The organism is Brevibacterium metallidurans, from assembly GCF_037101285.1.
Lineage (GTDB): Bacteria > Actinomycetota > Actinomycetes > Actinomycetales > Brevibacteriaceae > Brevibacterium > Brevibacterium metallidurans.
Window position 1 is genome coordinate 19,948 of record NZ_BAAAAF010000014.1, and the last position, 13,705, is coordinate 33,652.

The window sequence follows — 13,705 nt, forward strand, 5'->3', positions numbered from 1 at the left end:
GATCACTAGCCTGGGGAGAGGACAGAGTTGGGTGAGCAGGTCAGTAGTCACTGGCCAACTCCGACTCATAGAGAGCCTTGGCGCTCTGAGTGTCGCGAATCGCCGCGCGTACGTAGGGCTTGGTGATATCGAGCACGCGCAACACTCCGCCTGTCTCGGCCACGGACTCGATGCGGCGGAAGGCGCCAGTGAAACGCTCGGCGAAGTCGGCGAGGCCGCGTAGCTTTGGCAGTGCATCGGAGAGGTGGTGGCCGTGCGGGTCCACGAGGTCCACCGCAACGCTACCGTCATGGTTCGTGCCGAAGAATACGAAGTCCGGACGTAGCGCCTTCCAGTCGCCCACCTCGTCTTTGTACGCCACAGCAAGGGACTCCTTCACGGCACGGTCTGGATTTCGGTACCAGGCTTGGAAGCCAGGTTGCGCAACTTCGGAGTCAAGGACCTGGCGCTCCCATTCGTTCAAAGCGATTGGAACCGTCCCGTCCGCCGAGGCAAGCAAATGCATCTCCCGGGTGGGCAGGTCTTCCTCGGTGCCGTCGGGATGGCGCACTTTGGTATCCGCCTGACCGTTCTTCGGGACAGCGAGGCTAATGGGCTCCGGTGTGGTGGACATCGCCTCGAGGCCGTCGTACTCAGCTTGGCGCTCGTCGGTAAGTCCCTTACGCGCGACACGGGTCTGCGAGAGCCATTCACGGGCCAGAGTATCGGCCTCCTGCTCGATAGCTTGGCCGATCTCAGGCACGCGCCCGAGGGAGGCGACGGTAATATGCGCTTCGAGGAGATCATCCTCGCCTCCATCCGGCCCGACAAGGTGATCGACGTAACTGGCGCACAGAGCAGGGCTCAGGACACGGGTAGCAGTACGGTAATAGTCCTCGATTGCACGCGGATCAGCGCTAACGGAGAAGGCACGATAGGATAACCCGCCACCGACTCGACCGAGGACTTCCTCACCCTCCATAGTGAGCACGTCGTCGCGTGCCTTTTCGATCTTCGCCTTGTGTTGCACGGTGCGTCCGTCGAGAACTGCGTGGAGGTGCTTGTGTGCCTGCTCCACGGCCTCGTCCACGAGGTGATCCTTTGATAGAGCCGTGGCCAGCGCGGTGAGCCTGCGGACGGGTTTAACGTTCTTCTTCGGAATCGTCACCGAGGAGATCGCTGCGAACCGCTCCCACACTGCCTGCGCCACAACCGGGTTCGCGTAGAGCGGGATGGGGTCGAACAACACCCTGCGGCCCAGACCACCACCGCCATCTTCTCCCTCGGCAGCGTCCTTGCTCGTCGCGCCCTTCATCAGCAGCTTCGCGACACTTGTCGCAGTCTTTCGGTCGAACAACGGCAGCAGGCAATCGACCGAATTCAGTATTTCGTTGCCGGGGATGCGACGGGCAAGCGGCGCCCGCATCATCCGCCCGAGCAGCTGAGTAATGTGAGTGCGGTCTTTGGCGGGTCGAAACGAGACGAGCACCTCGGCACGAGGGCAATCCCATCCCATGGAGATCGCGCTCTTTGCCAGCAACACCCGCACATGGGTCGCGTCCTGCACCCGTTGCGGCTCTATGTACGGCACAGTCTGTTGCCTGATGGTGAGGTCGGTGTGCTCGCCGAATACGTTCGCGACCGCGTCACTGGGTAGCTCCGGCCATGCCTCGTAGATCGTGTCCAACGTCTGAGCGAGCGTCTCATGCGAGGGTTTGTCACCGACCTGGACGACCAGAAGCGGACAGACAGCCTCTGACTCCCCCTGTTCGCGTGCGTAGTCTTCCCATGCGTTCTGGGAGTGCTTGACCTTCTCCACTGCTCTGGTCAGCAGCACTGTCTCGAAGGGACCGTCCTCGGCAGGGATCGACAACGCAATGTCATCCTTAAGGAGTCCAGAGGCTTGCACGCGCGCGGAGTCAACCTGCACGGAGGGCAGTGCGTCCCGGCCCTTTGCTTCCTTCATCGCGATCTCGAATCGTTCAACAGTAGCTGAGATACCAAATACCACCGGCATAGGCGGCACTGAGCCCTGTCCGTTGATAAGCCGTTGCACGATCGTGGACCGCTCGCTCGCCCGAGTGCCCATGCCCCTATGTGCTTCGTCCAAGACGAGGTAGAGGGTGAGACCTTCATTGGCGATAGTGTTAGTAATCGTGTCGTAGATCGACGTCTGGGCGTTGTCAGGAGGCCCCACTGGTTCGAACAGGCCCGCGTCAGACGATTCGATTCGCCCCGTGGCACTGCGGACAAGCTTCGAGTTCTTACTCAGCTTCTGTGTGTTCAGGAAGTACACCGTGCGCGGCCGAAAGTGAACATCGGTGAAGTCAGCTGAAACTGGCTGAAGGCGATAATCCAGTTCGCTCGCGGCTGCCTGGATGCGGGCACGCGACTGCTCGTTTAGCGATGGGTCGTCTGAGAACCAGAGGACTACAGCTCCCGGATCGGGCTCGAAATCAAACTCGTCGTTTCCGAAGAACAGCGCCTCGATAACAGCTGCGGCCATCACGGTCTTACCCGCGCCGGTCGTCGCCGTTAGCGAGAACTGCGAGAGTGCACCGTAGCGGCGGTGAGAGTCGCGAGCACGTTCGAAGTTCCGCAACACCTCACGGACGGCTTCGGCCTGATAATCCTTAAGCGTGTATCGCATTTACTGGCTCCGCCCCATGCTGATCTCGAAGTTCTGGAGGTACGATTCGTACAATCTCACGGGAATGACCTCGTCGGGCAGCTCCCGGCACACTATCTGAAAGGCGCTTTCGTCGTCTGTGACCACGTAAGCGATTTCGACGCTCTGACGGTCGATCACCGCCGCCACGAACTTGTCAGTTTGGTCCAAGTTCGCGAGCACTCCGTACGACCTGGCAACGTCCCAGCCGTCCTCGCCCAGGTCGTAGATGATCCGACCGCGCGACCCTGCCCGCAACCACAGCATCGGCGCGACGCGCCCAAATGCCCGGTTGTGCCGTATTGATAAGGGAGCTTCATAAGTCAACGTAAAGAACGCTGCATTTTCCTCGAAGCCGTCCGACATCGCAAATTCGTCCGTGAACCTATAATCCCCTCTAATCAGCTCACCTTGCGGGGTCTTACCAGTGATCGCCGCCGTAAGGCGAGGCTTCGTGATGTAGTCGCATATGCCAAGCGCCTCCCACTCAGCATCTCCAGGTCGAAATCTCTGCTTACGAAGCTCTATTTGCTCCTTAGCCGAAACTTCGTTGTTTGTCACCGATATCGACTGACGACGACCATCATCTTGCTTGTTTAGTCGCATGACGGCATGAGCAGTCGTCCCAGATCCTGAAAAGAAGTCCAATATCACGGCCTCAGGTTTGTCCTTCACAAAGAACCGGAGGGTGTCTTCGACGGCATACAACGACTTCGGGAATGGAAACTTGCGATCGGGCAGAATCTCTCCGAGTAGCGTTGAACCGTACTCACTAGCACTATGCGACAGCTTGTTCCACATAGTCTTGGGATTGTCAGCGATTACAGCGTCATCACTGTATCGAAGGACGGCTGTCCCAGCGTCATCGTGTCCTTCTACGACGATTATCCCGTCGCTGATCTGTTTTCTCAGGTTCTCAGTTACATATCGGAATGAGACTCTGCTCGTGCCGTCGAATCGTCCGACTGATGCATATCCTTTAGCAAACAGGGAACGTAATGCAGTAGCGCCCACCATCCATCTACCCTCTGATCCATTTCTTCGAATCGGCCACACAGCCACAGTTCCGAGCGGAACTTCGACTTGTTCGCGGTCGGCTGTGGCAGGCAACAGCGGCTCCCCGATGCTGTGAAGGCGCCCAGTACTCTCATATAAAAAGATGGGATAGAACTGATGTGGCCGGTCTACTCGGCGAGCATCCGAGCCGGATCGAAGCAAATTCCCCCAGCGAATTGATCGAGTTGCTTCGCTGTCTACCTCATGTTCACGACGCCCTGTCAGGATCATGGGGTCAGAACTCTTCTGGACGGCGGCATCACCGATGTATACGAAGTACAGGTATTCATCGACTCGATAGAATTCTTGTCCGCGGGCAACGCCCTTTGGATTTACCAATGAGGACACCATCTGAATCCGCGCTGCGGGGAAGGTCTGCTCCAGTAACAGCCCGAGCCGTAGGTACTCCTTCTCGTCAATCGTCACGATAAGCACTGAGTCCTCGGGCTTGAGTAGCTCACGTGCGACCTTCAGACGTCGCTCCATAAACGCCAGCCACTTAGAGTGCCGATAGTCATCGTCGCTAGCAACGTAATTGTTGTTGTATTTCCAGTCCCTAGCACCGGAGTTGTACGGCGGGTCGATGTAGATCGCGTCGATGGAATGCCGGTGGGTGTACGTCAGTGTCTCCAAGGCGTGGTAGTTCTCGGCGTTAATGACCGAGTGGAATGGCTTGTCTCGACCCCGTTCGACCCTGCCTGTCTCGACTAGACCAGGAAAGATTCGATCTCGGAATTCTGCGACAACTACTACATCGTCGATGAGCGCGGTGTGCGTCTTCGGCTCCTCACCATCTAACTGAGCCAGATGAGCCAACCGCTGCCCATCGACATGCTCGGTCCGAATGACACGCCACAACTGCTGGTCTCCAGTTCGTGTCTTCCCACGAGGCGCAAGCACCCTGACCTTGTCGCCTCGTCGCACTGGTCGTCCAGGCAACTCAACTGCTTCAGGCTGATGCTGTTCGAAGACAAGACCAAACGTGCGACGTTTCGTCAGAGCTGCAATCTCATTTTCCAGATCGGCACCGAGTTGTGGATCAGTCTTACGCGCCTGCCTTAGCAGTTCGCTCAGTCTCGACACCGACGAGTCTCCTTCAATTGCACCAGTATTCAGCCACAGCAGTACTTCCGTGAGTTCGCGTCCGGGCCGGCGCGATAGACCAACGTAGTGAGAACCTCACAAGGCGCAAATTAACGCCGGTACCACCGCTTGCAGTCTATCCGTAGCAGATGCTTCAGTACGAAACCGACCCCACACCTTGGGCAACTGAGAAATACAGATTTGATAGCTCGACTTAACAGGTCCGAACGCACTCGAAGATTTGAACCAATGTGGCACCGCAGTAGATCGGTGAGATGATGTAAGCCAGTTCAAGATGGAGCCACTCTAGTCCGCACAGAGTCCGCAAGAGAGTTAAAAATGACCAACTTCAGACAACATAGCCAACGCTAAAACCCCTGGTCAGCTATAGTGTTCAAACATTGCCAACACCAGTCAACGCCAGTCCAGGCGTTCCCCTGGTACTACTGAGCCCGTGGCAGAGCTGACCCCAGCACAGCTGCCGGAGGCGATCGACCGGGCCCTTGCCGGGGAGTCGATCCTCCTCCTGCCGACCTCCCGGACCGGGTCCATCGCCGAGGCGGACCCCGCCCTCTGGCGCGGAGACGGACCCTCCCCCGCCCTCATCCTCCACACCTCGGGGTCGACGGGGGCAGCGAAGGCCGTCGCCCTCTCGTCCGAGGCCCTGACCACCTCGGCGCGGGCGACGGAGCGCTTCCTCTCCGGTCCCGGCCGCTGGTACCTCACCCTGCCGGTCAACCACATCGCGGGCTTCCAGGTCGAAATGCGCGCGCGCCTGGCCGGGGAGGACCCGGTCCGCTCGACCGCCGCCTCGTTCACCGCAGCGAACTTCGCCGAGGACGTCCGGGCGCTCGTCGCCCGCGGAGGCGAGCGCCCGCGGTACACCTCCCTCGTCCCCACGCAGCTGCACCGGATCCTCGCCGACCCCGCGGCCACCTCGGCGGCTGCGGACTTCACGGCGATCCTCCTCGGCGGATCCGCGATCTCCCCCGCCCTGCTCGAAGGAGCGGAAGCGGCGGGGCTGAAGATCGTGCGGACCTACGGGATGTCGGAGACCGCGGGCGGGTGCGTCTACGACGGCCGACCCTTCGACGGCGTGGAGGTGAGCATCACCGAGGCCGGCACGATCGACCTCACCGGACCCGTCGTCGCCGACGCCTACGTCGCCATCGCCGGGGACGGTGCCCTCACCCCGATCGACTCCCCGGCCCTCGTGGGCACGGGTGCGGGGAGGACGATCCGCACCTCCGACCTCGGGCGGATCGATAACGGGGTGCTCAGCGTCCTCGGCCGCGTCGATGACGTCATCGTCTCCGGCGGGGAGAACGTCTCCCCGCACGCCCTCGAATCCGCCCTCCTGCCGGCCTGGCAGGGCCACGGCATCGCCGAGGTGCTCGTCACCTCCGTGCCCGATGCGGAGTGGGGCCAGCGGATCGTCGCCCTCGTCCGCCTCGGCGAGGCAGCCTCGGAGGCGGTGCGGGCACGATCGGGATCCCCCACCGGACTCGGTGAGGTGCTGCGCGGCCTCGTCCCCCCGGACACGGCGGGAATGCTTCCGCGGGAGGTCCTCGTCGTCGATGAGATCCCCGTCCGTTCGATCGGCAAACCCGACCGCAGACAGGCCGCCGAGGTGGCCCGGGCACGGCTGCAGATGCTCACCGAACCGTGACCGATCGATGACCGGAGGGAAATTCCCGATCAAGTGAACTCTCGGTAATATGAGACGGTTCAACCAACCCGGAGGAAGGTGTCCGACCCCTATGGCAACTGCCGCGCAGTGGTTCTCCGGCGCGCGACTGCGGACGCTGCCGCTCGCACTCGCCCCCGTGCTCATCGGCACCGGAGCGGCGATCGGAGCGGTCGGGGGCTTCACGTCGTTCATCATCGGCGACTACACGAACGACGGGCACGAGCACTCGTTCTCGGGGATCGTCTTCAAGGGCTTCCTCGCCCTCCTCGTCTCCCTGTTCCTCCAGATCGGCTCGAACTACGCCAACGACTACTCCGACGGCGTCCGCGGCACCGACGATGTGCGTGTGGGACCTGTGCGGCTGACGGCGACCGGTCTCGCCGAGCCGTCAGCGGTCAAGCGCGCGGCGTTCATCTGCTTCGGCATCGCCGGTCTCGTCGGAATCGCGCTCGTCCTCATCTCGCAGGCGTGGTGGTTCCTCCTCGTCGGGGCCGCGGCTGTGGCCGCCGCGTGGTTCTACACCGGCGGGACGCGGCCCTACGGGTACCTCGGACTGGGCGAGGTGTTCGTCTTCATCTTCTTCGGTCTCGTCGCCACCCTCGGCACGATGTGGATGCAGGTGGGAGCCCTGACCCTGAGCGGGTGGACAGGGGCCGTCTCGATCGGGCTGCTCGCCTCGGCGGTGCTCATGGTCAACAATCTTCGCGACATCCCCACCGACACCGAGGCGGGGAAGATCACTCTCGCCGTCCGCCTCGGCGACCATCGCGCGCGCATCGCCTACGCGATGCTCGTCCTCACACCCTTCGCGCTCTTGGCTCTCGCCATCCTCGACGGGCACCCTGCTGTGGCGCTTGCGGTGCTTGCTCTCGTGCCCGCGCTCTCACCGCTGAAGACCGTGCTCAGCGGGACGACCGGCGAAGGGCTCATTCCGACGATCAAGTCGACGGGACTCACGGCACTGTGCTTCGCGGCGCTCATGGCGCTCGGCCTGGCGCTCTAGTCGATCTCTGCGGCGGGAAGCCGCGGACGGCACTCGTGCTCAGCGACTGAGTGCCGAGCTCGGCAGCGGAGCTGTGGGAGTCTCAGGCTCCCGATTCGGGCTTCTTGGCTTCTGACTTCGTCTCAGTCGCTGCGGCCTCGTCGGCGGCGTTCTCATCGACGAGGCTGTCCTCGAACGACTCATCGGCGCCCTTGCGCTTCCTGGACTTCCTGCGGTTGGCGAGCCGGTGCTCGATGTCGCCGGCGACCTTCGCCCGCATCCCACCAAGCGCGAGGTAGCTGATGAGTGCGCCGATGAGGATCGCCGCGACGGCCATGACGAGAGTGAACCCGAGGAAGGGTTGGAGAAGCAGCCCGACGGCGACGATGATGCCGAGCCGGGCGAGGGTGTAGATCCAGAAGCTGCGCATTGCACCCATTCTAGTCGGGTCAGCCTGCGTGGACTCTCAGAACCGCGCGCGGCCGTCCGGGGTGCAGCCGTGCACCGGTGATCGGGCAATGCGTCCTGTCGAAACTCATCACCCCCTGACTGAGCGGGTCTTCAGGTTGGTCGACTATCCTTGATCCATGGCTCGAGTACTCATTGCCGGGATAGTCCTAGCGGCAGCGATCACACTGTACGGACTCTTCGACTGTCTGCTGCGCGATCGGAGTCTCGTCCGAGTCCTGCCCAAGCCCGTCTGGGCGCTCATCATCCTCATCATCCCGATCATCGGCTTCGTCCTCTGGTACGTGTTCGGGCGCGGTTCCGAGGCCAGGCCCGACCCCTCGCCGAGGCGCAGCGGACCCACCGCCCCCGACGACGACGAGGACTACCTCCGCCAGGTCGACCGCGAGGTCAAGCTCGGCAAGCATCGCCCCCGTGACGACGAACCGACCGACTCCGAGACCCCTCCCGGTGACACCCTCGATCCCGAGGACCGTCCCGACGACCCGGACTCCGAGGACGAGCACGGCTCAGAAGGCTCCAAGGGAGAGGGCCGCGGCCACACGGGCTGAGGCCGGCGTCAGTCGCGGGTGCCGACCTGTCCTGGGTTGCCATCACCTTGAGCGCCGAGCACCCTATGGAGATGTGCGAGCAGACGTCGGAGTGACGCTGCCAGATCATCACGCTCATGCTGTGGGAGACCCGCAAGCAGCCCTTCCTCGTGGCGCAGGACGGCCTCAACCAATTCGTCACTGACCCGCCGCCCACGGTCGGTCAGCTCGACTTCCGCGACTTTCCTTCCAGGCGCGGTCACACGGCGCACGTACCCTTGCGCCTCTGCACGATCGACCCGCTGCGTGATCGCTCCCTTGGTGATGAGCGATGCTCTCGCCAGCTCACCCGTCGACATCCGATACGGCTGTCCTCCGCGTCGCAGTGTCGACAGCAGATCAAGCGTGGCCGGATCGGCATCGTGTCGCCTCAGCAGTCGATTCCGGTCATCTCCGAGCAGTTTCGACGCATGCCAGATCCGCGTCACGATGCCGATCGAGTCGCCTGGCAGGTCGGGGCGTTCGCGTGCCCAAGCACCGGTGATCGAATCAGCAGCGTCGCCAGGGTTGTCAGAGCTCATGTCTTCAGCCTACCGTGTTTAGACCTAAACATTTAGATCTGAACGGAGTGACTGACCATGCCACGCACAATCGTCATCACTGGGGGCGGAACCGGTATAGGCCGCGCCTGCGCAGAACGCTTCGCACGGGAGGGCGAGCACGTCATCATCACCGGGCGGCGCCGGAGCGTCCTCGAGGCAGCTGCCCGGGAAGTCGAGGGTGACGTCGTTGCGAGACCGGTCGACGGCACCGATTCCGGCCAGGTCGAACGATTCGCAGGACAGCTGGAAGCCGTTGACGTCCTCATCAACAATGCCGGGGGCAACACCGATTTCGAACGCCCGCGACCCGCCAGCCTCGCCGACATCGCGGCGGCATGGCATGCGAACCTCGACGCCAATCTTCTCAGCGCCGTGCTCATGACAAGCGCTCTTCTGCCGAGCATGCGCGAGAACGGTCGCATCCTGTCGATCGGATCCATCGCCGCCGACAAGGGCGCGGAGTCCTACGGTGCCGCCAAGGCCGGAATCGCGTCATGGAACATCGGCCTGGCGCGCGAGGTCGGCGCCCGCGCAATCACCGCCAACGTCGTCTCTCCGGGATACATCGCAGACACGGAGTTCTTCGGTGACAACCTCACCGACGAGCGCCGGGCATCGCTCATCGAAGCTGCGATGACGAAGCGCGCCGGGGCTCCGGAGGACATCGCAGAGACCATATGGTTTCTCGCATCGGCCGGCGCCGGTCAGATCACCGGCCAAACGTTCGCCGTCAACGGCGGAGAGCAGCCGACGCGCTGACTTCAGCCCGATCGAGTGCCTTCTGTGTCCTTCAGGCGCCGCGCACAAGGCCGGGGGCACGCAGCTGAGGCCATGGGGCCATGGTACTGGCCGTGACGGCGCTACCCACCCCTGTATCACCTGAGTCATGACCCCAGTTGTGGTCGAAGAACCGAGGCCAAAACGCGAAAATGGCCGATCTGGCTCGGTTTTCCGACCGCACACGGGGTGGTGACCAGCGGCAACGGCCACCGCTCCCGCCTCGGCGCGAACCAACGCAGTAGTGGTCGATAAACCGAGGCCGAAACGCTCAAACGGCGTTTCGGCCTCGGTTTATCGACCACAAACGGTCTCGGTAGGGAGGAGAGAGCCTCACCCGAGCCCGGAGTAGGAATGGAGTCCGTTGAAGTAGACGTTGACGACGGTGAAGTTGAAGATCACCGAGGCGATGCCGATGAGGTTGAGGACGGCGACCTTCGTCGGACCCCAGCCGCGGGTCGCACGGGCGTGGAGGTAGGCGGCGTAGATGACCCAGACGACGAAGGTCCAGATCTCCTTCGTGTCCCAGCCCCAGTAGCGGCTCCAGGCGACCTCGGCCCAGATGGCGCCAGCGATGAGGGTGAATGTCCACGTGATGAAGCCGACCGCGGCGAGCATGTAAGAAGTGCGCTCGAGGTCGGTGCTCGACGGCAGGCGGCGCATGAAGCGCAGCAGTTTGGGATCCTTGTCCTCGCTGACGGTCTTGAGGATCTGGAAGACGGCGAGGATCGCGGAGATCGAGAGCAGAGCGGTCGAGAGGATCGCGATCGGCACATGGATGGCGATCCAGTAGGAGTCGAGCGCCGGGATGAGCTGCGCGGCGGGCGTGTAGAACACCGTGATCGCCAGGCCGAGGGAGAGCAGCACCGCACCGGAGAGGAAGGTCCCGAGGTAGCGGATGTCCTTGCGGGTGAGCACGATGAGGTAGACGATGACGGTGATGGCCGTCGCCGTGAGCACGTACTCCATCATGTTGCCCCACGGCACACGCATCACCGAGAACGTGCGGGTGAGCACCGAGGCGACGTGGAGGATGATGGCGAGGACGAGCAGCGAGGTGCCGATGCGGGCGCCGCGACGGGCACGGCCCTTGAGGTCCTCGGCACCGCCGGACGCCGACCCGGAGCCGGAGTCGTCACCGGCACCCGGCCGATCGAGCAGAGCTGTCGCGGTCCGCCTGTTGGTGCGTCTGACGGTGCTCGGCTTCGCGGCGACCGTCGCACCTTCGGAGCGCTTGAGCTCACGTCCGCCGAAGAGGTCGAAGGCGTAGAAGATCATCGCAACGGCGTAGACGACCATCGCGGAGACGATGAGCTGGTTCGACCACATCGCCAGATCAAGGTTGACGTCCATGATTCCTCCGCACCGTGAGGTGCTCAATTCCTAGCGTTGTCGGACTGCCATGCTCGCTGCAGGGCAGCACACGAACACGATTCTACTCCCTGTAGTAGGCCCGGCTCATCTTTCCCTGTCGTCATCGTCGTCGCGGCTCTCGCTGCCGAGGTCCTTGGCGAGTTCGCGCGCGGCGCGTTCGACCATCGGATCCTCGCCGCGGGCGAGCGCCGCCACTTCGACATCGGCGCCCTTGATCCGCACCCACATCCGACGGCGCGGGATGAACAGGGAGAGTCCGAGGCCGATGAGGACGAGGGCGGAGCTGATGAACATGAGCGCCTGGGTCGGGTCCTGGGAGATGTCGACGGCGATGAAGCGCCTGACCCCGTCGAACGTCACCGAACCGCCATTGGGCAGCTGCTGCGTCTCCCCCGGAACGAGCTGGATGACGAGCGGATCACCCGAGGCATCGGTCATCTGCGTCATCCTCGAGGCGTCGAGGGTGTACACCGACTGCGGCACCCCCGAATCGAGGCCGAGATCACCGGTGTACCCGCTCATGACGAGGTAGGGATTGCGCAGCTCGGCGAAGTTCGAAACGAGGTCGCCCTGCTCGTTCTGCGTCGCCGTCGGCAGCAGGACGCCGACGAATCCCATCTGCTCACCCGCGGCATCGGGAACCTTGATGGCCCCCTCCGAGGTGTAGCCGGGGTCGCCGTTGGCGGGGATGAAGACCTGTGGGCCGGAGCGCACGACCTTGCCCGTCGCGTCCCGCACCGTCACCTCGGGAGCGTACCCGTTGCCGGTGAGGTAGATGCCGGTGTCGGCGACGCGGATGGGTTCGTTGACCTTGAGCGTCTCCGTCTTCGACTTCCCGTTCACCGTCGACGTCACCTGCGCTTCGAAGGTGCGGGGCTGACCGAACTGGTTGCCGAGGGCCTGGTCGTCGAAGGTCGCTTCGAAGTCGTCGAGGGTGAGGCGGAACTGGGGAAGATTGTCGGGATCGTAGTAGGTGCCCGGATCGAAGGAATCGTAGGCGACGAGGGAGTTCGTGAACGTGTCCCCCTCGACGAGGACGCGCTGACCCTCGTACCCGAAGAGCGATCCGATCGCCATGGTCAGGGTCGTCATGAGGACCGCGATGTGGAAGACGAGGTTGCCGGTCTCGCGCAGGTAGCCGCGTTCGGCCGCGACATGGTCACCGTAGCGGGAGGTGCGGTAGCCGAGCTTCTTCAGCCGGGCCTGCGCGGCGTCGAGGAACTCCTCGTCGGTGAGTTCCCCGTCCTCGACCTCCGCCGAGGTGAACGCCACGTATCCGGGCATCCTTCCCAGCCGCCGCGGTCCCTTGGGAGGCGCGGAGCGCATCGCCTTCCAGTGCTGGCCGGCGCGTGGGACGATGCATCCGACCAGCGAGATCATCAGCAGCAGGTAGACCGCGGAGAACCAGATCGAGGAGTAGACGTCGAACATTCCGATGGCGTCGAGGAAGCCTCCCCACGCCCCGTTCTCGTCGAGGAAGGTGTTCACCCGCCCCGGATCCTGGATCCGCTGCGGCAGCAGTGAGCCGGGGATCGACGCGAGCGCGAGGACGAGGAGGAGGATGAGCGCCACGCGCATCGTCGTCAGCTGCCGCCACGCCCACCGGCACATGCCGATGAAGCCGAGCTGCGGTTGGGTCACAGCGGTGCGATCCGGGCCCTTCCCCGACGCGGGCGCCGTCGGGCCTGCGTCGCGGCCGCCCGCGGTCGTCGTGTTGTCAGCAGTCTTGTCTGCCACTAGATCACCACTTCAAATCCGTAGATGAGTCCCTGCAGGGAATTCATCCACTGGTTCCACAGTCCGATGGCCATGACGAAGCCGAGCGCGATGAGCAGGGCGCCGCCGATGCGCACGATCGTCGTCTGGTGCTCGCGCACCCAGGAGAGGCGGCCGGCACCCTTGTGGATGGCGATCGCCAGGAAGATGAAGGGGATGCCGAGGCCGAGGCAGTAGACGAACGCGAGGAAGGCGCCGCGCCACAGCGTTCCGTCGGAGCCGAAACTCAGCGACATCGTCAGCACGGCTGAGAGCGTGGGCCCCACACAGGGTGCCCACCCGATCGCGAACGTCGCTCCGAGCACCGGCGCACCCCAGAGTCCCGCCTTCGGCTTCTTCTGGATCCGCCGTTCCCTCTGGAGGAACCCGAAGGCTCCCATGAAGACGAGCCCGGCGATCATCACTCCGACGCCGAGGATCCGGATGACGATGTCCTGCCATTGGGAGAACAGGGCGCCGAGGGCGGAGAAGCCGGTGCCGAGGATGACGAAGACGATGGTGAACCCGAGCACGAAGAGCGTGATCCCGAGGACCACGCGCCACGTCTCCTTGTCCTTGAGGGAGGACCCGCTCAGTCCCGTGACATAGCCGACGTAGCCGGGCACGAGCGGGAGCACACACGGAGAGACGAAGGAGACGAGTCCGGCAAGCGCTGCGGCACCGGCCGCGAGCAGCAGAGGACCGGTGAGCACCGCCTGGGCGAAGTCCGCCCCGATCCCA

At 63.3% G+C, this 13,705-nt stretch carries 11 protein-coding genes; 4 read left to right on the forward strand and 7 right to left on the reverse strand.

Annotation, left to right across the window (positions count from 1 at the left end):
• Window positions 1-40: 40 nt before the first annotated feature.
• Window positions 41-2,629 carry a DEAD/DEAH box helicase gene (locus AACX88_RS14470; protein ID WP_339393605.1) on the reverse strand — a complete coding sequence of 863 codons (2,589 nt, stop codon included), beginning with the start codon at window positions 2,627-2,629 and terminating at the stop codon, window positions 41-43.
• On the reverse strand, window positions 2,630-4,786 hold the full coding sequence (locus AACX88_RS14475; protein ID WP_339393606.1) for a site-specific DNA-methyltransferase: 2,157 nt from the start codon (window positions 4,784-4,786) through the stop codon (window positions 2,630-2,632). It abuts the gene before it with no gap.
• Between the two features lie 454 nt (window positions 4,787-5,240).
• Between AACX88_RS14475 and AACX88_RS14480 the strand changes: the two genes are divergently transcribed.
• Together AACX88_RS14480 and AACX88_RS14485 are read left to right on the forward strand one after the other, a co-directional pair.
• Window positions 5,241-6,455, forward strand: a complete 1,215-nt coding sequence (locus AACX88_RS14480; RefSeq protein ID WP_063249228.1) for an AMP-binding protein — start codon at window positions 5,241-5,243, stop codon at window positions 6,453-6,455.
• Between the two features lie 91 nt (window positions 6,456-6,546).
• Window positions 6,547-7,479, forward strand: coding sequence for a 1,4-dihydroxy-2-naphthoate polyprenyltransferase (locus AACX88_RS14485; RefSeq protein ID WP_095376757.1), 933 nt, complete (start codon window positions 6,547-6,549; stop codon window positions 7,477-7,479).
• 82 nt (window positions 7,480-7,561) lie between these two features.
• On the opposite strand, the gene AACX88_RS14490 is transcribed toward AACX88_RS14485, so the two are convergent.
• Window positions 7,562-7,888, reverse strand: a complete 327-nt coding sequence (locus AACX88_RS14490; protein WP_339393607.1) for a DUF4229 domain-containing protein — start codon at window positions 7,886-7,888, stop codon at window positions 7,562-7,564.
• Between the two features lie 157 nt (window positions 7,889-8,045).
• On the opposite strand from AACX88_RS14490, the gene AACX88_RS14495 reads away from it, so the two are divergent.
• Window positions 8,046-8,477 carry a PLDc N-terminal domain-containing protein gene (locus AACX88_RS14495; protein WP_009380543.1) on the forward strand — a complete coding sequence of 144 codons (432 nt, stop codon included), beginning with the start codon at window positions 8,046-8,048 and terminating at the stop codon, window positions 8,475-8,477.
• An 8-nt stretch (window positions 8,478-8,485) separates the two neighbouring features.
• Here AACX88_RS14495 and AACX88_RS14500 read toward each other — a convergent pair whose 3' ends face one another.
• Window positions 8,486-9,037 carry a MarR family winged helix-turn-helix transcriptional regulator gene (locus tag AACX88_RS14500; RefSeq protein ID WP_040342412.1) on the reverse strand — a complete coding sequence of 184 codons (552 nt, stop codon included), beginning with the start codon at window positions 9,035-9,037 and terminating at the stop codon, window positions 8,486-8,488.
• 57 nt (window positions 9,038-9,094) lie between these two features.
• On the opposite strand from AACX88_RS14500, the gene AACX88_RS14505 reads away from it, so the two are divergent.
• A complete protein-coding gene (locus AACX88_RS14505) occupies window positions 9,095-9,817 on the forward strand; it encodes an SDR family NAD(P)-dependent oxidoreductase (RefSeq protein ID WP_339393608.1) in 723 nt (240 codons plus the stop codon).
• Between the two features lie 351 nt (window positions 9,818-10,168).
• Here AACX88_RS14505 and ccsB read toward each other — a convergent pair whose 3' ends face one another.
• The 3 genes from ccsB to AACX88_RS14520 all read right to left on the reverse strand — a co-directional run bounded on the left by ccsB (window position 10,169) and on the right by AACX88_RS14520 (window position 13,701).
• Window positions 10,169-11,188: a c-type cytochrome biogenesis protein CcsB gene (gene ccsB / locus AACX88_RS14510; protein WP_009380547.1), complete on the reverse strand. Its 1,020-nt coding sequence runs from the start codon at window positions 11,186-11,188 to the stop codon at window positions 10,169-10,171.
• 105 nt (window positions 11,189-11,293) lie between these two features.
• Window positions 11,294-12,946 (reverse strand): cytochrome c biogenesis protein ResB, encoded by a 1,653-nt coding sequence (gene resB, locus AACX88_RS14515; protein WP_259788264.1) that lies wholly within the window; start codon window positions 12,944-12,946, stop codon window positions 11,294-11,296.
• Window positions 12,946-13,701: a cytochrome c biogenesis CcdA family protein gene (locus AACX88_RS14520; protein ID WP_040342424.1), complete on the reverse strand. Its 756-nt coding sequence runs from the start codon at window positions 13,699-13,701 to the stop codon at window positions 12,946-12,948. Before AACX88_RS14520 ends, resB begins: the two co-directional genes overlap by 1 nt.
• Between the last annotated feature and the right edge of the window lie 4 nt (window positions 13,702-13,705).